This is a genomic window from Oceanobacillus aidingensis (assembly GCF_042654105.1).
Classification (GTDB): Bacteria; Bacillota; Bacilli; order Bacillales; family Amphibacillaceae; genus Oceanobacillus; species Oceanobacillus oncorhynchi.
The window spans coordinates 13,303-38,996 of record NZ_JBHSFT010000042.1 but is presented as its reverse complement, the minus strand read 5'-3'; the positions used below and the strand labels follow the sequence as shown (position 1 = coordinate 38,996).

The 25,694-nt window shown below is 40.2% G+C and carries 21 protein-coding genes; 9 read left to right on the top strand and 12 right to left on the bottom strand.

Going from position 1 to position 25,694, the window contains the following annotated elements; all coding sequences use genetic code 11:
• The first annotated feature begins 473 nt into the window (after positions 1 to 473).
• From qoxA to qoxD, 4 genes are all read left to right on the top strand, one after another.
• Positions 474 to 1,361, top strand: coding sequence for a cytochrome aa3 quinol oxidase subunit II (gene qoxA / locus ACFO3P_RS15515; protein ID WP_042535539.1), 888 nt, complete (start codon positions 474 to 476; stop codon positions 1,359 to 1,361).
• Between the two features lie 71 nt (positions 1,362 to 1,432).
• Entirely contained in the window at positions 1,433 to 3,382 is a 1,950-nt protein-coding gene (gene qoxB, locus ACFO3P_RS15510) for a cytochrome aa3 quinol oxidase subunit I (protein WP_042535541.1), read from the top strand.
• Positions 3,382 to 3,984, top strand: a complete 603-nt coding sequence (qoxC, locus tag ACFO3P_RS15505) for a cytochrome aa3 quinol oxidase subunit III (protein WP_042535544.1) — start codon at positions 3,382 to 3,384, stop codon at positions 3,982 to 3,984. The genes qoxB and qoxC overlap by 1 nt, the downstream gene beginning before the upstream one ends.
• Position 3,985: 1 nt before the next feature.
• Positions 3,986 to 4,273 (top strand): cytochrome aa3 quinol oxidase subunit IV, encoded by a 288-nt coding sequence (qoxD, locus tag ACFO3P_RS15500; RefSeq protein WP_042535546.1) that lies wholly within the window; start codon positions 3,986 to 3,988, stop codon positions 4,271 to 4,273.
• Positions 4,274 to 4,332: 59 nt separating this feature from the next.
• Here the strand turns inward: qoxD and ACFO3P_RS15495 are convergent, their stop codons facing one another.
• On the bottom strand, positions 4,333 to 4,563 hold the full coding sequence (locus ACFO3P_RS15495; RefSeq protein WP_042535548.1) for a hypothetical protein: 231 nt from the start codon (positions 4,561 to 4,563) through the stop codon (positions 4,333 to 4,335).
• A gap of 214 nt (positions 4,564 to 4,777) precedes the next feature.
• On the opposite strand from ACFO3P_RS15495, the gene ACFO3P_RS15490 reads away from it, so the two are divergent.
• Positions 4,778 to 5,551, top strand: a complete 774-nt coding sequence (locus ACFO3P_RS15490) for a processed acidic surface protein (protein WP_212929536.1) — start codon at positions 4,778 to 4,780, stop codon at positions 5,549 to 5,551.
• A gap of 103 nt (positions 5,552 to 5,654) precedes the next feature.
• On the opposite strand, the gene ACFO3P_RS15485 is transcribed toward ACFO3P_RS15490, so the two are convergent.
• The gene (locus ACFO3P_RS15485) at positions 5,655 to 5,885 is read right to left on the bottom strand and encodes a hypothetical protein (protein WP_042535550.1); all 231 of its coding nucleotides are present in this window, start codon (positions 5,883 to 5,885) and stop codon (positions 5,655 to 5,657) included.
• A gap of 237 nt (positions 5,886 to 6,122) precedes the next feature.
• Here ACFO3P_RS15485 and ACFO3P_RS15480 point away from each other — a divergent pair, with 237 nt between their 5' ends.
• Positions 6,123 to 6,938, top strand: coding sequence for a ZIP family metal transporter (locus ACFO3P_RS15480; protein ID WP_042535551.1), 816 nt, complete (start codon positions 6,123 to 6,125; stop codon positions 6,936 to 6,938).
• 298 nt (positions 6,939 to 7,236) lie between these two features.
• On the opposite strand, the gene prpB is transcribed toward ACFO3P_RS15480, so the two are convergent.
• Genes prpB through mmgD form a run of 3 tightly spaced genes read right to left on the bottom strand, consistent with a single transcriptional unit; the run spans position 7,237 to position 10,719 of the window.
• Positions 7,237 to 8,148, bottom strand: coding sequence for a methylisocitrate lyase (gene prpB / locus ACFO3P_RS15475; protein ID WP_042535554.1), 912 nt, complete (start codon positions 8,146 to 8,148; stop codon positions 7,237 to 7,239).
• Positions 8,149 to 8,163: 15 nt separating this feature from the next.
• Positions 8,164 to 9,597, bottom strand: coding sequence for a bifunctional 2-methylcitrate dehydratase/aconitate hydratase (locus tag ACFO3P_RS15470; RefSeq protein ID WP_042535556.1), 1,434 nt, complete (start codon positions 9,595 to 9,597; stop codon positions 8,164 to 8,166).
• Between the two features lie 15 nt (positions 9,598 to 9,612).
• The gene (gene mmgD, locus ACFO3P_RS15465; protein WP_379542511.1) at positions 9,613 to 10,719 is read right to left on the bottom strand and encodes a citrate synthase; all 1,107 of its coding nucleotides are present in this window, start codon (positions 10,717 to 10,719) and stop codon (positions 9,613 to 9,615) included.
• 246 nt (positions 10,720 to 10,965) lie between these two features.
• Between mmgD and ACFO3P_RS15460 the strand changes: the two genes are divergently transcribed.
• The gene (locus tag ACFO3P_RS15460; RefSeq protein WP_212929535.1) at positions 10,966 to 11,835 is read left to right on the top strand and encodes a LysR family transcriptional regulator; all 870 of its coding nucleotides are present in this window, start codon (positions 10,966 to 10,968) and stop codon (positions 11,833 to 11,835) included.
• Between the two features lie 4 nt (positions 11,836 to 11,839).
• Here the strand turns inward: ACFO3P_RS15460 and ACFO3P_RS15455 are convergent, their stop codons facing one another.
• Complete coding sequence (locus tag ACFO3P_RS15455; protein ID WP_212929534.1) at positions 11,840 to 12,757, bottom strand: AEC family transporter; 918 nt, start codon at positions 12,755 to 12,757, stop codon at positions 11,840 to 11,842.
• A gap of 163 nt (positions 12,758 to 12,920) precedes the next feature.
• On the opposite strand from ACFO3P_RS15455, the gene ACFO3P_RS15450 reads away from it, so the two are divergent.
• The gene (locus ACFO3P_RS15450; protein ID WP_042536366.1) at positions 12,921 to 13,352 is read left to right on the top strand and encodes a thiol-disulfide oxidoreductase DCC family protein; all 432 of its coding nucleotides are present in this window, start codon (positions 12,921 to 12,923) and stop codon (positions 13,350 to 13,352) included.
• A 153-nt stretch (positions 13,353 to 13,505) separates the two neighbouring features.
• On the opposite strand, the gene ACFO3P_RS15445 is transcribed toward ACFO3P_RS15450, so the two are convergent.
• The 3 genes from ACFO3P_RS15445 to ACFO3P_RS15435 form a co-directional block, all read right to left on the bottom strand.
• The gene (locus tag ACFO3P_RS15445) at positions 13,506 to 13,793 is read right to left on the bottom strand and encodes a DUF378 domain-containing protein (protein WP_042535564.1); all 288 of its coding nucleotides are present in this window, start codon (positions 13,791 to 13,793) and stop codon (positions 13,506 to 13,508) included.
• A gap of 150 nt (positions 13,794 to 13,943) precedes the next feature.
• Complete coding sequence (locus tag ACFO3P_RS15440) at positions 13,944 to 15,140, bottom strand: ornithine--oxo-acid transaminase (protein WP_212929533.1); 1,197 nt, start codon at positions 15,138 to 15,140, stop codon at positions 13,944 to 13,946.
• Positions 15,141 to 15,417: 277 nt separating this feature from the next.
• Positions 15,418 to 18,528 (bottom strand): SNF2 helicase associated domain-containing protein, encoded by a 3,111-nt coding sequence (locus ACFO3P_RS15435; RefSeq protein ID WP_289585425.1) that lies wholly within the window; start codon positions 18,526 to 18,528, stop codon positions 15,418 to 15,420.
• A 269-nt stretch (positions 18,529 to 18,797) separates the two neighbouring features.
• Here ACFO3P_RS15435 and ACFO3P_RS15430 point away from each other — a divergent pair, with 269 nt between their 5' ends.
• Positions 18,798 to 20,369, top strand: coding sequence for a peptide chain release factor 3 (locus ACFO3P_RS15430; RefSeq protein WP_212929542.1), 1,572 nt, complete (start codon positions 18,798 to 18,800; stop codon positions 20,367 to 20,369).
• Between the two features lie 194 nt (positions 20,370 to 20,563).
• Here the strand turns inward: ACFO3P_RS15430 and helD are convergent, their stop codons facing one another.
• The 3 genes from helD to ACFO3P_RS15415 form a co-directional block, all read right to left on the bottom strand.
• Positions 20,564 to 22,873: an RNA polymerase recycling motor HelD gene (gene helD, locus ACFO3P_RS15425; protein ID WP_289585426.1), complete on the bottom strand. Its 2,310-nt coding sequence runs from the start codon at positions 22,871 to 22,873 to the stop codon at positions 20,564 to 20,566.
• A gap of 266 nt (positions 22,874 to 23,139) precedes the next feature.
• The gene (locus ACFO3P_RS15420; RefSeq protein WP_193064369.1) at positions 23,140 to 24,369 is read right to left on the bottom strand and encodes a Zn-dependent hydrolase; all 1,230 of its coding nucleotides are present in this window, start codon (positions 24,367 to 24,369) and stop codon (positions 23,140 to 23,142) included.
• Between the two features lie 20 nt (positions 24,370 to 24,389).
• Entirely contained in the window at positions 24,390 to 25,577 is a 1,188-nt protein-coding gene (locus ACFO3P_RS15415) for a hypothetical protein (protein WP_042535576.1), read from the bottom strand.
• Positions 25,578 to 25,694 lie beyond the last annotated feature (117 nt).

The following is a 25,694-nucleotide window of genomic DNA, read 5'->3' as shown; positions in this document are numbered from 1 at the left end:
TATTCCACTTTACACTTATTTGATTTACATTTTCCTCTTATAATATCAAAAAATAACTCATAATCTTATTCAGAAGCCCTTCTTAAATTTATTTTCAGATATATACCGGCATAAATCAGTTTATCGCAGTATAACTCCGGAACTGGGGTTGCGGTTACTCCCCCATCGAGGAACCTTTGTGCGTCGAAAACCCCTCACTAAAGGAAGTTTCAATTTAATGTTAAAAGCCCTATTACTACCATTTATTAATATTGTCAAGCCTTTTTCGACATTTACCGACAAAATTCAAAAAGATGTAGAAGTTTTCATGAACATTTTGTGAAGTGTTTTTCAATCTCTTGTAATTTCCTTACATCAGTATTAATATTATCTCTGCTATAAACCAATACTAAGTTAATTGTGTGTTCATTTTGTGAACAACCTTTTAATCATAGTAATCCATCTTATTAAACATCAAAGGAAGGGGTATCAACATGAAGTTAAAGTGGACCTACTTAGCCTTATTAACAGGCATTGCTGCTTTTCTGGCAGGCTGTGAACCATTACTTGTACTTGATCCAAAAGGTCCTCAAGCAGATACAACTGCAACTGTGATTTGGATATCGATTTTTACAATGTCATTCATTGTAATTGTTGTCTTAGTAATGCTGGCAGTTATTTTATTTAAATATAGAGCGTCAAAACAAGATCCTGACTACGAGCCGCCTCATATTGAGGGTAATAAATATGTAGAAGGAATTATTGTCGCTGTTCCAATTTTAATTGTTGCCTTTTTATCCGTGGTTTCTACCATTTCGACACATCAAGTGGAGAGCCCTCCAGAAGGCTATGCTGAAGACGAGCCGCTCGTTATCTATGCATCCTCTTCTAACTGGAAATGGCATTTCAGTTATCCGGAACAGGACATTGAAACAGTGAATTATGTTTTCATCCCAACAAATCAAAACGTTGAATTCCGTTTATATTCTCATGGAACGATTTCAAGTTTCTGGATTCCTCAATTGGCAGGACAGAAATATGCGATGGCAGATATGACAAACTATCTGAACGTTGTTGCAGATGAGCCTGGGGAATATATGGGAAGAAACTCTAACTTTAACGGAGAAGGTTTTGCAGAAAATGAATTTGCTGTTACAGCAATGCCTCCAAGTGAATTCGATTCCTGGGTAGAAGATATTCATAATACTGCGGATCCGCTGACCGAAGAAGAATTTGAAGAATTATTAGAGCCTGGACATTTAGGACAAATGACTTTCACTGGTACACATCAGGAATTTAAACCTGCACCTGAGGGAGAGAACAGTCCGCATAATCATGGACCATCTGATTCAGATGAAGATGGCGGACACCATCATCATTAATCAGCTTTACAACAGCACTCAAATTTGAGGCGCCTGAAAATTTCTGAGCTCTAGAAAGGAGTTTCGACATAATGGATTTTTTAGATAGATTTTCTATTCCGCCCCATGATGATCCAATGCTTTATGCATCCATCGTTGCGATTGGACTTGTAAGTATTGCGATTGTTTTTGGTGTTACCTATTTCAAAAAATGGGGATATCTTTGGAATAATTGGTTAACAACGGTTGATCACAAACGAATTGGTATTATGTATATCATTTCAGCATTACTTATGCTTTTCAGAGGTGGAGCAGATGCTGTGATGATGCGTCTGCAGACAGCTGTTCCAGATAACAGCTTCTTAGACGCACAGCACTATAACGAGGTTTTCACGACACACGGTGTTGTTATGATTTTCTTCATGGCAATGGCATTTATTATCGGTATGATGAACTTCGTTGTCCCACTGCAAATTGGGGCAAGAGACGTTGCCTTTCCGCGCTTGAACGCGCTCAGCTTCTGGTTATATTTTGCCGGAGCAATGCTGTTTAACGTTTCCTTTGTTGTCGGAGGTTCACCGGATGCCGGATGGACAAACTATTATCCGCTGGCAGGAACAGAATTCAGTGAACATGTTGGGGTAAACTACTATAACTGGGCACTGCAAATTTCCGGTATCGGAACATTGATGACAGGGATTAACTTTATTGCTACGATCATGAAAATGCGTGCGCCTGGCATGAAATTGATGAAAATGCCGATGTTTACCTGGTCTGCATTAATCACAAACCTTATTATTGTGTTTGCATTCCCTGTACTGACCATTGCTTTATTAATGGGAACGTTAGACCGTCAATTCTTTACCAACTTCTTTACAACTGGAGACGGCGGTATGGATATGATGTGGGCGAACCTGTTCTGGGTCTGGGGACATCCTGAGGTATATATTCTGGTACTTCCTGCATTCGGGATTTACTCTCAAATTATCGCTACGTTCTCACAGCGTAATTTATATGGCTATAAATCAATGGTTGCGTCCATGGTTATTATTTCCTTGCTATCCTTTATGGTATGGGTCCATCACTTCTTTACGATGGGACAAGGAGCTGTTGCCAACAGTATCTTCTCGATTACAACCATGGCAATCGCCGTACCGACGGGAATTAAGATATTCAACTGGCTTCTGACGATGTGGCGAGGTAAAATACGATTTACGACCCCAATGATGTATTCCGTGGCATTTATTCCGCTGTTTACAATTGGCGGAGTAACTGGTGTCATGCTTGCAATGGCAAGTGCAGACTATCAATATCACAACACGATGTTCTTAGTAGCTCACTTCCATAACGTAATCATCCCTGGTGTGGTATTTGCGATGATTGCAGGCCTCATTTATTACTGGCCAAAAATGTTCGGTTTCATGCTGAATGAGCGTATTGGCAAATGGGCATTCTGGAATATTGTTATTGGCTTCTGTTTATCCTTCTTCCCGATGTATATTACCGGGTTAAACGGACAGGCACGCAGAATGTACACTTATTCAGAAGCATCCGGCTTCGGACCTTTAAGCATGGTATCCTTCTTTGGAGCGCTGCTGTTAGCAGTCGGGTTTGTAATAATTGTTTATAACGTTTATTACAGCTTCCGTTATGCACCAAGAAATGTCGGTGACGATCCTTGGAATGCACGTTCTCTTGAATGGGCTACGCATAATCCGGTTCCAGAATACAACTTCGCTATCACACCAAATGTGGATTCTGAAGAAGCGTTCTGGGATTATAAAAAGAATGGACATGACTTATTTAAAGGGGAAATTAAAGACATTCATATGCCGAATAACAGCGGCTGGTCGATTATTCTTGCAGGTTTCTTCTTTGTATTTGGCTTTTTCTTTGTCTTCCATGTATGGGTTGGAGTCATTATCGCCTTCCTTGGAATTATCGGCTGTCTGATTTACCGTTCATTTGAAAAAGACGACGGACATCATATTCATAAAGAAGAAATTGAAGAAACAGAAAACAAATTCGGAGGTGCTAAATAATGAAACTTGATTCTCAAAATCTGCCTCTTGAATATAGCACCGAAACCAATAAAATGAATATTTTGGGATTCTGGATTTTCCTAAGTGCGGAAATTATGCTGTTTGCCACGCTGTTTACATCATATTTTGTTTATGTAGACCGTGGCGTTGGCAGCGGTCCGGCTGGCGCAGAGATTTTTGAATTACCGCCGGTTTTGATTGAGACATTCCTTTTACTGACAAGTAGTTTTACAATTGGATTAGCAGTTCATGCGATGCGTATTGGTCGTGTGAAGGCAATGATTGGCTTTATGGTAGTTACGCTCCTGTTAGGTGCAGGATTCCTTAGCGTAGAAATATATGAATTTATTCATTTTTACCATATTGGAGCAACATTGCAGACAAGCGGTTTTACTGCTACCCTATTAACAACGCTCGGAACACATGGAGCTCACGTAACCTTCGGGCTGTTCTGGGGAATTATGATTATTGTTCAAGTTCTGCGCGGCGGTTTAAATGCGCGGACAGCGAATAAATCATTTATTTTCTCTCTTTACTGGCACTTCCTAGACGTTATGTGGATCTTTATTTTCAGCTTTATTTACTTGAAGGGAATGATGTAACATGAAAGAACTTTTTCCACTAAAACAGGTTAACGGATATATCTTTTCACTACTCCTGACTGTTGTTGCATTAAGTGTCTATTTCTTTGACATGTCTTTTGCAATGGGATTAACCATTCTGATTGTTACAGCATTTATTCAAGCAGGAGTACAGCTCGTTGTATTTATGCACGCCGGAGAAAGTGAAGATAAAGGCGGTATTTATCTTCACACAATTTATGGTGTAGCAGTTGCTATCTTAACCATCCTTGGTTCATTGCTTGCAATGATATGGGGATATATGATTTAAAGCATCTAAAAAGCTCAAGCAGTTTATGAACTGCTTGAGCTTTTTTCTCTTTTCATTACCTATGATTGTTGTTGTTTATGCTTCTTCCCATGAAAATTCTCTTCTACAGCAACAAGGAACAATCCCATAATAAAAATAAATGCCGCCCCTTCTGCCAAGCCTATGCCTATTGCTGTCACAATAGGTGTAGCGCTTACAATATAACCGTATATAAACATAATCGCACCAATTGTAATTAATGTCCCACAAACTAGAGACAAGCCTTTTAATAATTTTTTATTGATTTTCATCTATCTCATCTCCTTTAATTATATTATGCCTTTCGTTCAATAATTTGTCAATAAGTTTGTGTCAATTTATTGAACAAGCGATTTCTCCCTTGACCCGTGACTTTTGATTTATTTTCCTGAAGACAATCCTATATTCATGGAATTTCATCTGAAAACACTTTATACTTAAAGATGACGTTTCAAAAGTCATACGATATACATAGGAGGTATGAAGATGAGAAAGAAATTATTATCTATTTGTTTTGCACTGATACTTATGATTGGCCTTTTACCTTCCCACGCTTTTGCATTGGAGGCAGATGATCCTGAAGTGGAAGAATTTATTGAATCCATTGGATGGGAAGTGGAGGATTATGAAGACTATCTGGCAGATTTTTATTTGGGGTTAGCTGATTTTGACGATGTTTCTGAGCTTGGTACACCCGTTACCGAAGAAGGAATGGATGAACTTATCGAAAAGTATGATTTGACTTACGAAGAATTAGAGGAGATGCTTCGTGAAGAAGGATTACTTTTAGAGGATGAGGAAATTACAGATAGCGCTGTATTTGTATTTATGGAAACCACTGATATTTTAATAGAATTCCTTTTGAATGAAGACTTGGGCGAATCAGAGGATTCTTTTAGCTCCTTCGAGGAAGAAGAAATTACCGACGAGCATCTAGAAGCTCTTGCTTCAGAGCATGATTTGAACTCAATTGAAGAATTAGAAGAGCTTTTCAATGCCTATGAGGACAGCATCAATAATTATACTTCTCTTTTGGACGTTGAATACGCAGCAGAATACTATGCAACGGAAGATAGCTCCGCATCCGAAGCCGATGGATGGGAAGATGATGATCTATGGGAGGAAGATGATATTTTTGGGGAAAATACAGATTTCACTGCCGATATGTTCAATACTCCCCTTTTAACAGGTGAGCCTATTGTTGATATCTATGCGATGATTTCCGTGATGTTTTTCGAAACGATATTGGATTTTCAATAACGCTTAATGGTATAGGGGAAAGAAAATGATGAGGAAGCCTCTGATTTTCTTTCCTCTATTTTTTTCTTGGAATCAAATGCTTTCCCTTCTTTTTTGAACGACATTATGCAAAGCTTTTTTTACCTAGCAGTTCTCTAATCTCCATTAAATCATATTCTTCTTCTAATTTCTCTTTTATAAATATCAACACATCTATTGCCTCAATTTCAAAATACGTTATTTGATCCATTGTTTTTGTTGGTATATATCCTTTAAAAGCATCCAGCCATTCCCAAATTTTATATATGGGTGCTTGGATTACTTTGCTCATTCCTAACAGACTAATGACATACATCTTTATCTCACCAACCTTATCTTTCTTTCATTTTCTAAATCTTATTATACTTATGAAATGCATTTAAGGTGTGGAATAATTAAGTAAAACCAATAACAAAGGGGAGACACATTTTTTCAGTTGATTATTTTCCTCTTAAAAAGTGAAAATTATTTCATCTTTTCTTATTTTAATGATAAAGTGATTAAGTTGGCATATATTAAATTATAATTGATTGAAAAAAAGAAGGGATATATAATGTTAGAGTTTTTCCAAAATCTTAGCCCTGTCATGCAGGCATTGACAGCAACCATTTTCACATGGGGAATGACTGCACTCGGGGCGGCGATTGTTTTTGCAACGAAAACAGTACATCAAAAACTGTTAGATAGTATGTTAGGCTTTGCCGGAGGAGTTATGATAGCAGCCAGCTACTGGTCATTGCTCGGACCATCTATTGAAGCATCGACAGATAATGCTGTTGGCCCCTGGTTCCCTGCGTTAGTCGGTTTCTTATTGGGAGGCGGATTTTTATGGATTATTGATAAAATCCTCCCCCACCTTCACCCTAACGCAGAAAAAAAACAGGCTGAGGGGCTTGCAGCTGATAAAAGAAAACGCAGCACCTTGCTTGTGCTCGCTATCACGATTCATAATATTCCAGAAGGACTGGCGGTTGGAATTGCCTTTGGTGCATTGGCTAATCATAGTACAGAAGCTGCCTTGGCTGGAGCAATTACATTAGCCATCGGAATAGGAATTCAAAACTTTCCCGAAGGTGTTGCTGTTGCCATGCCATTACGCGGGCAGGGGATGTCACGGATGAAAAGTTTTATGTATGGGCAGTTTTCCGGTTTCGTCGAGCCGATTGCAGCGGTTATCGGTGCGTTGGCAGTTGCTCATATTGAGCCGTTACTTCCATACGCCCTCAGCTTTGCTGCCGGTGCGATGATCTTCGTTGTTGCCGAAGAGGTTATCCCCAGCTCTCAAGAAAATGGCAATCGAGATTTAGCGACAATCAGCCTGATGATTGGCTTTGCACTTATGATGGTGCTGGATGTTGCTTTGGGATAAAATGAAACTTCAATCAGCGGGGGGTTCTTTTCATCCCCCACTGATTGGGGTTGCGATTACTCCCCTCATCGTAAAGAGCTGTTAGTTGAACGAATCGGACCGTTACTGGCTGTTGGATCTCTCACTTAGAAATAAGCATTTTCCTTCATTTCTTGAAGTGGGAGTCTTACAAAAGTGCTTCGGCGGGACGAGTAATCGCAGTCCCAGTCCCAGCCAGTGACACTGCGATAAAATGCGGTAAACAATAAAAAAGAGGCATTTGCACATCAGTTATCTGATTGTGCAAATGCCTCTTTTACTATTTGAAATAATCCTCAATCACCGTTTTTGCAATGCCTTGGTCCAGTTCTTCAAATTCATCGTATTGAATTGTTTCATACAGCTCTTTTCTCGTTTGCATATCCTCTAAGCCATTTTTTTGCGTACCTTCATCCCGGATAAGTCCGAAAATACGCTCATACGCTTTGGCAGCAACACGTAAAGAGGTTACCGGATAAATGACCATGCCATACCCTAAGTCCTCGAACTCCTTTGCAGTTAAATAAGGTGTTTTCCCAAACTCTGTCATATTTGCTAATAATGGTACATCTATCGCTTTAGCAACAGCCTGAAATTCTTCATTATTCTGCAATGCTTCTGGAAAAATAGCATCTGCTCCGGCATCAACATAACCTTTGGCACGGTCAATAGCGCTTTCTAACCCTTCTACCGCTCTGGCATCCGTTCTTGCTACCACGAAAAGCGCTGGTGCTACCTTTTTAATGGCAGCTATCTTTTGCATCATTTCTTCCTTGGCAACCACATTCTTCCCATTTAGATGTCCGCATTTTTTGGGAAGCTGCTGATCCTCCAGCTGAACGGCAGCCACATTTGCCTCCACCATTTCTCTTGCTGTCCGGACAACATTCAAGACGCCGCCAAAACCGGTATCAATATCTACCAGCAGCGGTAAATTTGTTGCGCTTACGATTTCCTTTGCTCTCTCAGCTACTTCTGTAGAAGTAACGATTCCTAAATCCGGCAATCCCTTGCTTGCTGTATAGGCAGCTCCTGATAAATACAGTGACTGAAATCCAGCCTGTTTGGCTACTAAGCCAGCCATCGCATCATGTGCTCCAGGTATTTGCAATATCCCCTTCTCTTCTGCCATCTTTCGAAATTTCTCAGCTAATTCATGCTGTGGTATTGGGCTATCTACGATCCAAGCCATTTTTTCCTCACCCTTCTAATCTAAAAATAATTCGATAAAATCTGTAATCGGCATCTGTTTTATCGTATCATAATTAACACTTTGTTTCTTGATGTGCGCGGTTTGTTTTTCTGTAAATTGAGTTGCTACATTCGCTTCGTATTTTTTGATTATTTGCGGAAATGCTTCCTCTCGACGGAACCGGTGACCTAAAGGATATTCACAATCCACCATATCTGTGGAAGTGCCATCTGTAAAATGAACCTGTACCGCATTTGCAATAGAACGCTTCTCCGAATCTAAATATTCTTCCGTATAACGTTTATTTTCGGTTACCGTCATTTTATCACGAAGTTCATCAATACGCGGGTCTTTTGCCGCATCATCCTCATAATCCTCCGCTACAATATTTCCTTTTAATAACCCAACCGCAGTAATATACTGCAGACAATGGTCTCTGTCCGCCGGGTTATGCAGCGGTCCTTTTTTATCGATGATACGGATAGCTGATTCATGTGTAGCTATCGTAATTTCTTTAATTTCATCCATGCGGTCAACTACTTCAGGATGTAATTGAACAGCTGCTTCTGCTGCTGTCTGCGCATGAAATTCTGCCGGAAAAGATACCTTGAACAATACATTTTCCATGACATAGCTTTCAAACGGTCTGCTTAATACGATATCCTTCCCTTTGAAGAGCACGTCTTGAAAACCCCATCCTTCTGCACTCAAAGCAGTCTGATAGCCCATTTCTCCTTTAATGGCCATTAATGCCAGGCGAACTGCACGGCTTGTCGCATCTCCTGCTGCCCACGATTTCCTGGAACCTGTATTCGGAAAATGACGATACGTCCGCAAGCTGGAATTATCAATCCAGGCATTGGATAATGCATTGACAATTTCTTCTTTTCCGCCGCCCAGCATTTTAGTCACTACTGCGGTTGTTGCAATTTTAACGTATAAGACATGGTCCAGGCCAACACGGTTCAAGCTGTTTTCTAAAGCAAGGATACCTTGTATTTCATGTGCTTTAATCGACATCTCTAAAACCTCTTCTACAGTTAAGGGAGCTTCTCCTTTTTGCCGCCGCAGCTGACTCACATAATCAGCCACAGCTAAAATGCCTCCCAAGTTATCGGAAGGGTGCCCCCACTCCGCTGCAAGCCAAGTATCATTATAGTCCAGCCAGCGTATCATTGTCCCGATATTAAATGCTCCCTGCACAGGATCAAGAACATGCGGTGTTCCTGGTACTCTCACGCCATTTGGAACTACAGTGCCTGGAACAATAGGTCCTAACAGCTTCGTACATTCCGGGTAATTTAAAGCAAGAATACCGCAGCCAATCGTATCAATCAGTACATGATGCGCTGTTTTATAAGCCTCTTCACTTGTAATTTCCTTATTTAATACATAGTCCGCAATTTCTTCTAAAAGTTGATCGGTCTGATTTGTTTTTACTGATTCCATTTGAATGTCCTCCCTCTAATAACTTTTTCCTGTGTATTCTACTCTCGGTCTGAAAATCCGATTATTATCATGCTGTTCAATAATATGTGCCGCAAGCCCTGCTGTTCTGGCACTGAAGAAAATTGGTGTATAAAGCGGTATTGGAATACCCAGCTTCCAATAAACCGGAGCTGCATAATAATCTAAGTTAGGATATAGCCCCTTCTCTTCCCTCATGATTTCTTCCCCAGCTTCACACATCTTTAAAAGCGTATCATCATTATCTCTTTCACATAGTTTCCGCAGCGCTTCTTTTGTAATTGTTGCCCGGGGATCCATTTTCTTCATATACACCCGATGCCCAAACCCCATGATTTTTTCCTTATTTTGAAGCTTATGGCGAATGAGCGCTTCAAACCCGTCTACAGAATCGACTTCCTGCAGCATATACATGACTGCTTCATTTGCTCCGCCATGTAAATGTCCATTTAGGGAAGATATAGCTCCAGTCAGCGCGCCGTACATATCAGCGTTTGTAGAAGCAATCACACGGGAGGCAAAGGTTGAATTAGGCATCTCATGCTCACTGTAGAGTAATAAGAGCTGATCAAAAATTTCCACCTCCAGATTGGACGGTTTTTTCCCTGTAATCATATAGAGGAAATTGGCGCTATAGCCGAGACTTTCATCCGGGCTGGCAATCGCTTTGCCCTCTGTAGCAAAATAGCTGTTTACCGTAATAAAAGGCAATTGACCTAACAATTCATAGGCCCGCTGTTTATTTTCCTTGTTCGAACGGTTTTCAAGGTCCGTATCGTATCCGGCTAATAATGAGATAACCGTACGCATCCCATCCATTGGATGCATGCCCTTTGGCAGCAGATTAAATACAGGCAAGGTATCTTCAGGCAGGCTATAATACCCTTTAATATTATCTTCCAGACTGCTCTTTTCCTCCTGGCTTGGAATATATCCTTCCAGTAATAAATGGACGACATCAAAATACGTTTTATCTTTCGCTAATGCAATTAAATCCTCTCCGCGAATAACTATTTTTTCCCGATCAACATCTAAAAAAGAAATTTCTGTTCGCGCCGCAATCACACCATCTAAACCAGGAACAAAACCTTCACTTGTACGCATTATTTCTCCTCCTTCAATTTGAAAGCGTCATCATTTATTCTTTTGAGATAAACAAAGCTTATAGTTGCCAAGCCATTGGTTCACTTATGCAGGTAGCAAAGCATAGAGAAGCATGTGTTGAATAAAAATCCCCAATAAAACGTTTTCCTATATCCAGTATAACCTTGAATAGAATATTAGAAAAATATATAATTCAAATTAATAACGATAGATTTTTTCTATATCTTAATAATAGGAGGAGAAGCCTTGAATTTACAAGACTGGAAAATGCTTGCCGCCCTTTACGAAACAGAAAATATCACACTGGCAGCACATCAATTATTTTTATCTCAGCCAACCTTAACTGCAAGAATTCAAAAGCTGGAAAATCATTATGGCGTCCCGCTTATTCTAAGGAAGCGGCGAGGCATCATGTTTACTCCAGAAGGGGAAGAACTGGCACAGCACGCAAAAAGAATGCTGCTGGAACAGCGTAAAATGGAGGAAAAACTCAGCAACATGCAGGAGGAAGTGAAGGGAACGTTACGGGTCGGTGTTTCTAATTTCTTTGCAGCAAATAAAATGCCGAAGCTGCTGCAGCTGTTTAAAGAAAAATATCCGGAGGTAGAATGCCAGGTTGTTACTGGATGGAGCAGTGATATGCACCGCCTTTTATTAAATCATGATGTACATATCAGCTTTATTAAAGGAAATTATGCTTGGAAGGAAAAGAAAGCGCTGTTATATGAGGAGGAAATCTGTGTTGCCTCTCCTTGGGATTTTGCATGGGATACCCTCCCCAAGCTCCCAAGGGTAGACTATTACACAGATGAGCATATGCGTATGCTATTAGATGACTGGTGGCATCAAAATTACATCGAACAGCCGAATATTACCATCCATGTCAATCAAGTAGAGACTTGCAAAGAGATGGTTGTTCATGGACTCGGCTATGCGATTGTCGCTAATCTGGTCGTCCGCCCCCACCCCGAGCTGTTTATTAAACCAATTACAGGGGCGTCCGGTGAGCCTTTAAAGAGACAAACCTGGATGTACTATCAGGAAGATACCTTACAAATGAATATTGTCCGGGCGTTTGTTGATTTTGTTCAGACATTGGATGTAAAAGCATTATAAGAAACTAATGATATGCCACAAAGCTTGCAAGCACCCAAATCAGCAGAAAGCTTAAAATGATCGTTATATTCACTATAGTTCCGGCTATTTTTGCGTTATATCTGTATCTTATTGCATACACCACAGCTGTTGTGGATGTTGGCAGAATAAAACCGATTAAAACCGTATTTGCAAGCATCGGATAATCTGAAAACAGCCAAAAGAGGCTGAGACCGAGAACCAGTCCAGTTCCATACTTCACAGCTAAATACTTCCCTATCAGAGGAAACCATGATTTCTCAAAGGAAAAGTTTAAATAAAGACCCAGTAACAATAAGGACAAGGGCATATTCGCCCCTGATATAATTTCTGCGGTATCTAATAAGAACGTTGGCAAATGAAAATCAAATATGTTTAAAGCAACGACAAACATATAGGTTAAAAATGGAATAGACCGCAGTAATGGACTGACTGTTTCCCGCAAATAAAATTTCGATGATCCATTTGCAAAATAACTGGCAATAAAGAAACATAATCCGAATACAATCACAGCATTACCTACATCAAACATACCAAAATATTGGATACCTTCTCTGCCCCAGATAGCTTCTACAAGAGGAAAGGCAAATAAGCCGACATTGACACCTGGCATCATCATGATTGCCATTCCTTTTAAATCAGTATCTGCAGAGCGAAAGACAAAAAAACCGGCCGCAGCAGCGACAAGTCCAAATAAAATCGCAATGACAATAAGAGAAACAAGCGGCAGCGTTATCTCCATTTGATTAAAAGTAACAAGCACTAACGCAGGCAAAGTAATATTAAAAACGGTTCTGGCTATCGTCTGTCCATCCGATTCCTTTAAAATTTTTGTCCTTTTAAAGAAATAACCAAGTAAAATAATAAATACAGAAATAATAAATTGCTGCTGAAACCCTTCCAAAATTTTCTACTCCTTCAGTACACAAAAAATATACAAATGCTATCATATCACAGTCTCTATGGAGTTTATACAGAAAGGACTTATCGTTAATGCTTTATAAAAACAATTTTTCTATGTTACAGTGAAGTTGTAGGGTATTTGTAAAGAAGGATTGTGTGAGGTGATGCAAGTGAAACTTATCGTATTTGATGGAGAATGTCATATTTGCGACAGCTTCGTGCAGTTTATTTTAAATAAAGATAAAGAAAATCAATTTCTTTTTATTTCTCTGCAAAGTGAGGCAGGAGAATTTATAAGAAGGAAATATCGGGTGCCGGATGACATCGACAGTGTACTGCTGATCGATGGGGAGAAAATTTTTATCAAATCAGACGCTGCTTTACAAGTGGCAAAATATATATCGTTTCCCTGGAGAATGCTGACAGCTGGTAAATTTCTTCCATATTTTATCCGGGATACTCTCTATGATTTTGTGGCACGCAACAGGCATAAATGGTTTGAGAAAAAACAAAGCTGCCGCCTGCCTACCGCGCAAGAAAGAAAGCAATTTGCTGAAACAATCGAGGATTTAGAGGAAAAAAAACCTTCCGAATAAAATAAAACATCATTTCCGGAGGTTCTTCCCCACTTCCTGATAATGTCGGCTGCCCTATCCAATTACCGCTTTAAGCTGTTTTAAAGCGAAAAAAACAGTAATTGGTAAAAAGGCAGCCGTATTTTATTTATTCAAAAGGTTATTTTTGTTTCATTATTTATCGTCAATTTCTTCTTCAATGCCATGTTCTTCACTGAACTCTGTTTGGAAGCCAGTCTGCAAATGATCTGAATCCTGAACAGGTTCACCAACTCCAGAGAATAAAGTGGTAAGATAATAAATAGCACTAATTCCAACGAGTCCATAAATAATTCGAGAAAGAACAGCCGTCTGTCCGCCAAAAATTGCGGATACTAGATCAAATTGAAAAAATCCAATCAGTCCCCAGTTAATAGCACCAATAATCAATAACGTAACTGCAATTGCATGTAGTGTTTTCACTGTTTCTCACCTCCTCACAGCTTATCTTTTGCCTAATGATTTATTTCCATACTGGCACTGTTTGGGAATTAATAACGTACTGCCTCAGAGAAGGCCGGCACACCATAAAAAAAGCCCCAATGAAAATTCATTGGGACGTAAAGAATATATTTAATTCGCCTGGAGCACTTTCTTTATTTTATCCAGTGCCCAGTCAAGCTCTTCTTTTGTAATCACTAACGGCGGTGCAAAACGAATGGTGGTTTCATGGGTTTCTTTACACAAAATGCCGTTTTCCTTCAATGCTTCACAAATCGGCCGGACAGGCTTCGTAAATTCTACACCGATAAATAATCCTCTAGCCCGGACCTCCTTCAAATCAGGGTGGCTGATAGCAGATAATTCAATTGCAAAGTATTCGCCCAGTTCAAGTGATTTATCAACCAGTTCTTCTTCTTCAATTACATCCAATGCTGCCATCGAAACAGCACAGGCTAATGGATTACCTCCAAATGTTGAGCCATGTGAACCGGGCGTAAAAACATCCATAATCGCTTTATTAGCAGCAATGGCAGAGATAGGGAGCACACCTCCGCCTAATGCTTTCCCCATCACATAAATATCTGGCTCTACATTTTCCCATTCACAGGCAAACATTTTTCCAGTGCGGGCAAAACCAGTCTGTACTTCATCGGCAATAAATAATATATTTTCTTCATCACATATTTTTCGAACTTCCTGCAAATAGCCTTCCGGCGGGATGAGAATACCTGCTTCTCCTTGAATCGGTTCGATAATAATTGCTGCTGTATTTGGTGTGATGGTTTCTTTTAACGCTTGAATATCTCCATAATTTATCTTATATATCCCTGGCACAAAGGGGCCATAATTTGTAGTTGCATCCGGATCATTCGATAATGAAATCGCATTCATTGTTCTGCCATGGAAATTTCCTTTTGCTGCAATAATCTCCGCTTGATTCGCGTCAACATCCTTTTTTTCATATGCCCACCTGCGCGCTGCTTTTATCGCTGTTTCTACTGCTTCTGCTCCGGTATTCATCGGCAGGACTTTATCTTTATTGGTTAATTTCGCAAGGCGCTCTGTCCAAGGCCCTAATAATTCATTATGAAAAGCTCTTGAAGTAAGTGTGACTTTATCTGCCTGATCTTTCAGTGCTTGAATAATCTTTGGGTGCCGATGTCCCTGATTGACAGCAGAGTATGCACTTAGCATATCCATGTATTTATTTCCTTCAGGATCCTTCACCCAGACTCCTTCTGCCTCTGCAACAACTACCGGCAATGGATGGTAGTTATTTGCACCATAGGCAGAGGTAAGTTCCATGACTTCTTTTGATGTCACCATAATAAGCAGCCTCCCTTGATTTCATGCAAAGTTATTCGTTCTCTTCTTAAGCATAATCATTTGTTTAACAAAACGTCAAGCTTCATTTTGATTAGATATATTTATTTTCTTTTTTTCTCTTCACCAAAATCCATGGGTAACATAATAGATATAAATTTGCTGTAAGCGGCCGCTACGGAAATACACTACGCTAGCCAGCTGCTTATATCACATTTAACTATATTTTTAAGAATTTAAAAGAGAAGAGGCTTTACCTCTTCTTTTTAAGCCATTTCTTTTATTCCAGCGTTCCCAGGAGCAGTTTCTCTACGTCTTCATCTGTCAGCTGATTATTCCATAAGTCCTTCGTCTGTACCATCTGTTCAATCAGATTTCTTTTTTTCTGCTGGAGCTCGAACATTTTATCTTCAATGGTTCCTTCGGCCAGCATCCTAATAACGGTAACATCATCTGTTTGTCCGATTCGGTGTGCACGATCGATTGCCTGGTCTTCTACTGCCGGGTTCCACCATGTATCGTATAAAATAACCGTATCAGCACCCACTAAATTTAATCCAGTACCGCCAGCTTTCAGCGATATCAGGCAAATATCATTCTTTCCCTGATTAAAAGCGCGGCAAAGTTGGATCCGTTCCTCAGCAGGTGTTTGCCCGTCCAAATAAAAGTAGGAAATTTCCTCTGCCCTTAATAAATCACCTATTCGCTGCAGCATTTGCGTAAATTGAGAAAAAATCAACAGCCGTTTTCCGGAACGTTTGGCATCCTTCACAATTTCCATCAGCCGCTTAAGTTTAGCTGACTCTCCATGATAATCCCGTACAAATAATGCCGGGTCACAACAAATTTGTCTTAACCGGGTCAGTCCCGCTAAGATACGAATACGATTTTTACGAATCGTTGCACGATCCAAATGTTTAAATTTCGGATGTCTTAACTTGGATAAATAGGAAATATAGATTTGTTTTTGTTCTTCCGTCAGCGGAACACGTTCAATATATTCCGTTTTGGTCGGCAAGTCCTGGAGCACATCCTTTTTCTCTCTCCGCAGCATAAATGGGTGAACTCTTCTCAGCACCTGATCATTAGTAAGCCAGGAAAAATCCTTCAAGCCGCCGAGCAATTCAGGAAATATAACATGAAAAATCGCCCATACATCCTCTACTTTATTTTCTAATGGTGTACCTGTTAACGCAAACTGATAATCGGCTGTTAATTTCTTTACTGTACGGAAAACCTGTGTCGCAGGATTTTTAAAGGTTTGCGCCTCGTCAAAAATAATCGTCTGGAAAGCAGCCTTCTTCTTCAGCCAATCGATTTCATTTTTCAATACACCATAGGAAACAATCCATACATCCTGTTCTTTAAATGCTTTCTTTTTTTGATTTCTCTCCTTAACGGTACCTTCCAATATATCAACGGAAAAAGCCGGGGCAAATAATTCCCATTCCTGCTTCCACTGATGGCTCAGCGAGGTCGGACAGACAATCAGAATAGATGCTTTTTTCTTTTGCTGCTGAAATTTCGTGATACAAAAAGCGATAGCCTGCACGGTTTTCCCTAACCCCATTTCATCTGCCAGCACGCCGCCCAGACCAGATTCAGCCACCGCCAGCATCCAGCGCACGCCGTCCTGCTGATAAGGCTTTAAAATCGGCTTAATTTCTTTTGCGATTGGATACTTCTCCTTTGCCGGTACCTGAATAGCATGAATCATTTCCTTCACAGCTGCTCCATCAGCCAGATAACCGTTATCCTCCATCCGATGCGCAAATGACAAACCCTCCTTCAGCGACAGCTCAATTTCCTCCAGAATTTCAGAAGGGGTCATCGAAACGGAAAGCAGATATTTTTCTAATTCTTTTACCTCCTCTGTTTCCAATGTCAGAAAAGAACCATCCTTTAAGCGATAGTAAGGCCGCTTTTCTTCTATCGCTTCCAGAATCTGTCGAACCTCCTGCTCCCAAAAACCTTTCACTTGAAAGGCAAAGGAAAGCCAATTTGTTCTGTCACGCTTATGCTTCACACGTACAATTGGCTGAAACCGCTTCTTGCTGATTTGATTACGAACGGCATTCGTTACAAAAACATCGGCCATCTTATACAATACTGGTAAATGATGATATAAGAAATCATATTCCAGCTGTTCATTTTGCAGAATAAAACTGCCTCCCGTATTCGCAAATCCACTTTTTTCCAGGAAAGCAATAATTTCTGCTTCCTTTTCTTTATCCCGGCGAATCAGACTTGTTTTCTCAAATGGCGTTATCTTTTTATCTCCATATTGGAATTCCACACCAGCCAGAAGACGATTATGGACCCGATCTATATAAACACCAGCTTTCAGCGGAGTATTAAGATGCTTTAGCATTCCTGTCCTATCCTCCACTTCACCAATCCGCTCTAAAAGTGCTGAGATAGAAACCATTTGCTCCCTGCTGACAACGATGGTTTGTGTTTGCTTTTGCCATAGCTGCTCGCATAAAGTAATCAGCTGCTTTTCTTCTTCTGTTAATAAATAAAGGGATCCGCTCTGATAAATAAGCTGATAAGCAAGCAAAAAAAATGTAGCTTTTCTTTCTCGAAAAGCGATGGAATAATCTGCATCTGACTGATAGACACGAAAAGAAAGCGGAGGCAGTGCATCATAAAAATGTAATGGCTGCTTATGATAATCATTTGCCTCCATATAAAGGGATACCAGCGGGCTTGCAGATAGTAATTTCTCCATACGGTCCCAAGCTGAAGCCGGGACCGAAACCCAGCTTGTTTTATCCTCAAAGAGCTTGCCAATCATCTGCTGGTCCTCATAGATATGGATAAGCTGTTCTAAAATCTGATTGCAATCATCTTCAAAATAAAATTTGCTTGCATCAAAGGATAGATTATCAGCAATTGAAAAATGCCTTCCGCTTTTCAATGCTTCTAAAAAAGCAATAATATCATGGACAATTTTTCCATCGATTTGAACAGCCATTTGCAATGCGGCCCGTTCCGGTTCTGCTGGAATACGCAGGTAAAAATGAACCGGAATAGCCTGCCTTGTCTCAAAATAGCCGCGCTGACGAAATTCCTTATCCGGCTTTCCTGTCAGCGACGGTGTGGCAGCTTCCGGCTCTCCTGTTTCGTGGATACCGATTAAGACCGCAGCGATATGCTGACAATCTAATGTATAAGATCCGAGCTTCGGACAGCTGCACGCAGTGCTCTCTATTTTATTATTTCGATACGTGACTGTAATATGGAAATCATCCGTAGTTCTGACCGTTCCAATCAGCTGCTGTTCCAAAAAGGTTAACTGCACATTTCCCTTTTTCCACAGACGTTCTCCATATTTATAAGACAACTCTCCGCATCGTTCTTTTATTTCTTGTTTGGGTACCCATACCATTTCCTGCACGACCTTTTCATTCATTTCACATATTTTAAATTCACGCTGTCAGAATTAATATCTGATTGACTTTTTTATTATATTACCTGATTTCTATTTCACGAAAGAGGTTAAATTGTAGTATGATATATCTATTGCATATTATAAAGCAACAATAGGCAAACATCTAATAAACAAATGATGATTTTTAAACATTAGCTTCTGATCTATAAACAAACACGTATAAAGCTGTAAAAGATGGATCAGTCTATGATAGAAAGGATTTCACTATGTCAATTCAAGAAGAAGTACAGAAAAGAAAAACATTTGCGATTATCTCGCATCCCGATGCCGGGAAGACAACAATGACAGAAAAATTACTGTTATATGGCAACCTTATCCGTTCAGCAGGAACAGTCAAAGGGAAAAAATCCGGCAAATTCGCTACATCCGACTGGATGGAAATTGAGAAACAACGTGGTATTTCGGTTACATCCAGTGTCATGAACTTTGAATATGAGGGTTTTCATATCAATATTTTAGATACCCCGGGACACGAAGATTTCAGTGAGGATACGTACCGGACTTTAACCGCTGTTGACAGTGTTGTGATGATTATTGATTCTACGAAAGGAATTGAAGCACAGACCATCAAACTGTTCAAGGTTTGCCGGATGCGAGGAATTCCTATCTTTACTTTTATGAATAAATTAGACCGGGAAGGAAAAGAGCCATTAGCTTTATTGGAGGAATTAGAAGAGGTATTAGAAATCGATACGTATCCAATGAACTGGCCGGCTGGCATGGGAAAAGGCTTCCTCGGAATTTTTGACCGGGAAAATGAACAATTTGTACAGCATCATCCAGGAGCAGAGGAAAGCTATATCCCTTATAAAGAATTAGAAAATCACCCAGAGTTAACTGAAAATGGAACCTACCAAGATGCAGTCAATGAACTGGAGCTTGTTGAGGAAGCTGGAAATACTTATTCTGAAGAAGCCATTTTAAACGGCGAACTTACACCTGTTTTCTTCGGAAGCGCACTTTCCCCATTCGGCGTGCAAACATTTTTTGATTCCTTTATCCGCTTAGCACCGAGTCCGACACCGCGTAAGTCGACCAAAGGTGCCGTAAAACCGGAAGAAGAAGACTTCTCTGGATTTATTTTTAAAATCCAAGCCAATATGAATCCTGCCCATCGTGATCGAATTGCTTTTCTACGTGTTTGTTCCGGAAAATTCACACGCGGGATGAGTGTTGCGTTAGCACGGACCGGGAAAGAATTAAAACTGGCTCAATCCCAACAAATGGTGGCGTCTTCCAGAGAAACCATTGAAGAAGCATACGCCGGCGATATTATCGGTATTTATGATCCCAATGCCTACCAAATCGGAGATACGTTGCTGACCGGCAAAGAAAAATATGAATTTGATGAACTGCCGCAGTTCCCGCCGGAAATCTTCAAAAAGGTCATGGCAAAAAACGCATTGAAATCGAAGCAGTTTCGTAAAGGGATTGAACAGCTTGTTCAGGAAGGCGCTATTCAGCTGTTCCGGGATAAATTAACAGATTCCTTTATTTTAGGCGCCGTCGGAGAATTGCAATATCAGGTCTTCACCTACCGCATGGAAAATGAGTACAATGCCCAAGTAATCATGGAGCCAATTGGTGAACGGATTCCAAGATGGCTAAATCCTGAGCAGGCAGATGCTTCCTTGTTTGATTCTGGAAATCTGCTGGTACGTGACCGTCATGATCAGCCGCTCGTGCTGTTCCGAAATGAATTTGCATTAAACTGGTTTAAAGATAAAAATCCAGATATTGAGCTGATTGACCTTTTTGAGACAAATAATTATCAATAAGAAAAAATGGAGACAGGATTGGATATCATTCTGTCTCCATTTTTATTATTTGCCAATCTCCAGAGAAGAAAAACTGCAACTTCGGATTTTCCTTGTGTCTCGATGTTGAAAATCGCACAGTCAGTTACACTGCAATAAAAAAGGATTTCCAAACCTTTATCGCAAGGTACGGAAATCCTTCTTCATACTTTTTCTCACCTTTCCACAATCGTCGCATACCTGTATTTCTCTTTAGGAACCTCACTTAAAAAAGGAGATATTTTATCAGAGTACAATAAGGTCAAATCATGCATAGCACGGGTGCACGCGGTATAAAGCAAATATTTATCTGTAGGGTGTGAATACACTTCACTGGAAGCATCTGCAAGAATCACCGCATCAAATTCAATCCCCTTTGCTAAATAGACAGGAACAACCACAACCCCTTTTTGATAGGTTTTGGTATGCTCATTAATCTGTTTGATATCTATTTCTTTATGCAGCTGTTGATATATTTTATCACAGGCACCTGCCGTCTTCGCTATAATCGCAATCGTTTCATGGCCTTCCTGCTGCTTCTCTTCTATTTTATGAAGCAATGCATCCTTTTCAGAAATGGATTTTGTCAAATGAATGACCTCTGGAAGTGAACCACTACGTTCAAAGGGTTCAACCGGTTCACTGCTCGGTGAAAAGTATGATGTGAAATCTGCAATCGGCTTCGTTGAGCGATAGCTTTTCGTTAATACGATCCGCTCCGTACTTTCCTTAAACGAAATATTCTCCTGAATCGGATTTTCCTCCGATGCATAGGAATAAATTGCCTGATTTACATCCCCAAGCAGTGTAAAACTGGCATACGGATAAAGATGCCTTAAATAAGCAAATTGAAAAGGCGTATAATCCTGTGCCTCATCCATTACAATCAGATGCACAGGCCGGTTAACCTGGTGGCCAATCATTTCCCCTTTAAAGTAGTTATAAGCAGTTGCCAATTCCCATGGAAGCTGTTTTTTCCGGAGCTGCCTAATTGCTTCTGCTTTATATTGTTGAAGCGCACTGGTTCCATTCAATTCTGCGATAAAGTCCATATACATTTTAAATGTATTAATAAAACGGTTCTGACGGATCATATTTTGCAATGGAGCAAATGTTTTACGAATAATTTTCTCTCTCAAAACCTTTTCTTCATCCTGGATACTGCTTTCTTCATGTTCATTCTCTGCTTCATGATAAGCTTTCATATAGTCATCTTTGGTTAACAGCTGGATTTGATCCAAAACCCAATCTTTTTCGATTTCTTCCTTTTGAAATGCACGAATGCGCTGCAGCAGCCAATTTCTTAACTGCTCCATTTTATTTGGAAGACGCATATCCTTCTCCAAGGATGCAAAATAATCTTCAATCTCCGTCTTATCAATGAGTAATTCATTTCGAAAACGGATAGAGCGGAAAACAAGATTTGTTTGATTTAATTTCTCTAAATGCTGATTAATTATGTCCATAAAAGCCGTACTGGAAAAATACTGAATTGCATCCCTTAATGATTTCTGTTTTTCTTCTTCTAATCCCATCAGCTTTTCAATCTGTTCAAAGGGGGTGTCTACATGTAATGCTTTATCTGTTCCTTTGAGAACGAATTGATGAAAGGTTTGCTGGTTGACCGGCTCCTCGCCCAATTCAGGGAGCACATTTGCTACATAGCTTGAGAATAAATCATTTGGAGATAAAAGCAGCACCTGGTCCGCTGTCAAATTAGTCCGATGATGATAAAGCAAATAGGCAATGCGCTGTAATGCTGCAGATGTTTTTCCGCTTCCCGCTGCACCTTGTACAACAAGCACCTTACTGCCGCGATGACGGATAACGGCATTTTGCTCTTGCTGAATCGTAGAAACAATCGATTTCATTTGTGTATCAGCCGCCCCGCTCAAGCTTTCCTGGAGCATCTCATCTATAATAGTTACGGAGGTGTCAAAGATTCCTTTCATTTTTCCATTCCGGATCATATATTGTCGTTTTAAGCTCATGTCGCCATTCACTGTTTCTTCCTCCGTCCGGTACTCTACCGGGCCTGGAGCATAGTCATAATAAATACTGGAAATCGGAGCCCGCCAGTCATAAATAAGAAAATCCTTCTCTTCTTCATCCATTAACGAAGAAGTACCAATATAAATTTTCTCGATTTCTTCACTGCCTTCTTCCTGAAAATCAACTCTCCCAAAGTAAGGCTGGTTTTTCAGCCGTTCTAATTGGTTCATCCGCTGATAATTTTTCCCGTAATGCCGCTCTTTCTGTGCGAGGATATTGGATTGCTGCTTAATACTTTCCTGTGTCTCAATAATGTCATCCATTTCATCCATATTAACGGTAATATCATCCCAGAATGTTTTACGTAATTCAACGACATCTTCCTTCACCTTGGAGGATTGTTCCTTCAAAGCATGTTGTTTCTTATCAATAATATCTAATACCTTCTCTAGTCGCTGATATTCAAATTCGTGGCTATCCCTTTGCTTATCCATCAACTTCCCCCTTTATTTCCGAAAACAACTGTTGACATACTTATTATTATAATGTATAATTATAATATATGGATATATATTATTTAGTATATCTTTAACTTTTATATTTTACCATCATTACATAAATTAATCAATACATCTGCAAAAGCCGGCTTGAATTTTTCAGCAGGCTTTTTTTTGACCATGTTTACTCCATCGTTTCTTCTTTTTATTATCATAACATATATGATATAACCTATTAAAAAAATCCCAGTGCCAAATCGACACTAGGATTTTTCCGTTAATTTTAATGCAGTTTCGTATAATACTTCGATGCCTGCAGCAAGCTCATGGATTGCGGTCCATTCCTCCGGGCAGTGACTGAGACCGTCTTTACTCGGCACAAAAATCAATCCGACATCCGTTATATCGGAAAGGACCATCGCATCATGTCCCGCTCCGCTGTGCATGTTGATAAAAGAGGTACCTAACTGCGCACATGATGCTTCAAGTATAGAACGAATTTTCTTGTTCAGTTCCTTAGGCTGCATGTATAAGGACTGCTCTACTGCAGTCTGAATACCATTGGCTTCCCAAGAGCGAACCAGATTTTTTACTTTCTGCACGACATTTTTTACATGTGCTTCTTTGCTGGAACGGATATCCACAGAGAAAACAACTTTATCCGGAATTACATTTGCTCCGTTTGGAAATACCTGATGTCTTCCTACCGTTGTCACCGTTCCTTCTCCTTCTTCCATTGCAATCTGCGGAAGCTTGGAAATGATATTGGCAGCCGCTACTAACGCATCAGAGCGCCGATCCATCGGTGTTGTACCAGCATGTCCTGCTTTCCCGTCAATCGTTACCTCTAATTGTGTTAATCCGACAATAGATTCCACCACTCCCACGGAAATCTGCTCTTCTTCTAGAATAGGCCCCTGTTCAATATGCATTTCTAAAAATGCTTTGATTGTTTCTGGATCTCGTTTCACCTCTAATGAAGGATCCAAACCAATCTTTTTCATTGCCTCGGGGACAGAGATACCGTCCTTATCTTTGGTCTCTTGAACATCATCCTTTGAAAGATATCCGGCAATTCCTCTGGAGCCCATTAAACCGCCGCCAAACCTTGATCCTTCTTCTTCAATCATCGCAATAATTTCTAATGGATATACCGGCTTAACTTGATTATCCTGGAATAATGCAGCGATTTCTAGACCGGCAATCACACCAGCCGGACCGTCATAATCTCCGCCATGAGGAACACTGTCAAAGTGAGATCCTACAATTACACTTGGCGCATCCTTCTTTTCACCTTCCAGCTTGCCAAAAATGTTGCCGAGACCGTCTTCTCTTACTTCTAACCCATATGCTTCCATCTGCTCTTTAATATAGATACGGGCTTGTAAATCTTCTTCACTGTAAGTCAAACGGGTGGTTCCTTCATTCGGCGTCGCTGTATATCTGCTTAATGCTTTAATATGTTTTTCAATGCGTTCCTGGTTTGCTTTCACGTAATGATTCCTCCTTCAATCTACAAGAAACTGACAAATACTCCTGCTAGTATAACAGAAACAATCGTTACGGTCACAAATCCGCCAACCAGCATCGGAGGGAGCATATGGCTCGTCAATATTTCTCTTTCCTTTGTATCCTTCGTCAATGAGGTGATCACCTCATTGGTAATTACATAATCCGCTGGAAACCCGTAAAAGGCAGTTAAGGATATTGCATATGCCATTGCTTTGCTGACCTTAAACAGCCTGCCAACAATAAAGGAGAAGATATACATTCCGATTACAGCTAAAAGAATACTTCCGACTAATAAGTAGATAATGTCAAGCATCATATCCGGGGTAGCATTTCTTAATCCGTCAAGAATATAAAGCATCAGCCCCAACATCGCAAAACCAAACCCGTTTGCCTTCTGCAGCGCCTGCTTTTCCAAGAAACCGGCACTTCTGCCGATAACACCGAATAACAGACAAAGGACCATCGGACTGACAGATACGACTGGCTCCAGCCATGCAGATATCTGATAAGCAAGGAACCCGGTAACAGCTAATCTAAAAAATATAAAATAACTGGTATTATATTGTTCCGGGAGATTCCTAAATAACTTTGCACCTTCGTACTCTTCAGCTGCTGTTTTATTCGATGTATCAGCTTCTTTTAATTCACCGCTGCGTATTTTATTCAATAATTGCTTTCCTTCTTTTTTCAACATCACAGATGTTAAAGGATAACCTGCAAAGCCTTGCATCACATAAATAACGATTGCAAATACAGATAAGCTTACCAGACCTGCTTCTGCAGCACCTTCTGACATAATCAGTGAGGATACCAGCCCTCCCACTAACGGTGGAACGGCGACAACCATAGCCTGAAATCCGAAAAGTAAGGTGCCAAAGCTAAGCAGAAAGGCAACAACACCTAAAACACCGCCGAGAGCGATTAAAATCGTACGCCATTGCTGCTTCAGCTCCTTTAAGGATAATAGTGTCCCCATATTTACAATCAGCATGTACATCAGCACTGTAGCAACTACAGGAGGTATACCTGCTATTTCAACTATATCCTGCGGGAAAAAGGTCCAATAACCCGCTAAAAACAGAACGGCACAGACAAAAATCGACGGTACCCAAGCCTTGGTTTTGGCAGCAACCACGTCTCCAATATATAAAATCAATACAATAAGAACTAATGCAAGCATTTGTGCCATGTTCATTCATCCTCCAATTAATTAAATTATGTTTTTCCTGCTGTCTGTCCTCTAAGAGATTATGAACATTTCTATGCCCAAAGACAATCGGCTAACTGTTTAAATGGTTCCGTTATA

Bases quoted from the DNA above. Each gene is read 5' to 3' on its own strand.
- qoxA (WP_042535539.1), top strand. From the start codon at position 474: ATGAAGTTAAAGTGGACCTACTTAGCCTTATTAACAGGCATTGCTGCT.
- qoxB (WP_042535541.1), top strand. From the start codon at position 1,433: ATGGATTTTTTAGATAGATTTTCTATTCCGCCCCATGATGATCCAATG.
- qoxC (WP_042535544.1), top strand. From the start codon at position 3,382: ATGAAACTTGATTCTCAAAATCTGCCTCTTGAATATAGCACCGAAACC.
- qoxD (WP_042535546.1), top strand. From the start codon at position 3,986: ATGAAAGAACTTTTTCCACTAAAACAGGTTAACGGATATATCTTTTCA.
- ACFO3P_RS15495 (WP_042535548.1), bottom strand. From the start codon at position 4,563: ATGAAAATCAATAAAAAATTATTAAAAGGCTTGTCTCTAGTTTGTGGG.
- ACFO3P_RS15490 (WP_212929536.1), top strand. From the start codon at position 4,778: ATGAGAAAGAAATTATTATCTATTTGTTTTGCACTGATACTTATGATT.
- ACFO3P_RS15485 (WP_042535550.1), bottom strand. From the start codon at position 5,885: ATGTATGTCATTAGTCTGTTAGGAATGAGCAAAGTAATCCAAGCACCC.
- ACFO3P_RS15480 (WP_042535551.1), top strand. From the start codon at position 6,123: ATGTTAGAGTTTTTCCAAAATCTTAGCCCTGTCATGCAGGCATTGACA.
- prpB (WP_042535554.1), bottom strand. From the start codon at position 8,148: ATGGCTTGGATCGTAGATAGCCCAATACCACAGCATGAATTAGCTGAG.
- ACFO3P_RS15470 (WP_042535556.1), bottom strand. From the start codon at position 9,597: ATGGAATCAGTAAAAACAAATCAGACCGATCAACTTTTAGAAGAAATT.
- mmgD (WP_379542511.1), bottom strand. From the start codon at position 10,719: ATGCGTACAAGTGAAGGTTTTGTTCCTGGTTTAGATGGTGTGATTGCG.
- ACFO3P_RS15450 (WP_042536366.1), top strand. From the start codon at position 12,921: ATGCAAGTGAAACTTATCGTATTTGATGGAGAATGTCATATTTGCGAC.
- ACFO3P_RS15440 (WP_212929533.1), bottom strand. From the start codon at position 15,140: ATGGTGACATCAAAAGAAGTCATGGAACTTACCTCTGCCTATGGTGCA.
- ACFO3P_RS15435 (WP_289585425.1), bottom strand. From the start codon at position 18,528: ATGGTATGGGTACCCAAACAAGAAATAAAAGAACGATGCGGAGAGTTG.
- ACFO3P_RS15430 (WP_212929542.1), top strand. From the start codon at position 18,798: ATGTCAATTCAAGAAGAAGTACAGAAAAGAAAAACATTTGCGATTATC.
- helD (WP_289585426.1), bottom strand. From the start codon at position 22,873: ATGGATAAGCAAAGGGATAGCCACGAATTTGAATATCAGCGACTAGAG.
- ACFO3P_RS15415 (WP_042535576.1), bottom strand. From the start codon at position 25,577: ATGGCACAAATGCTTGCATTAGTTCTTATTGTATTGATTTTATATATT.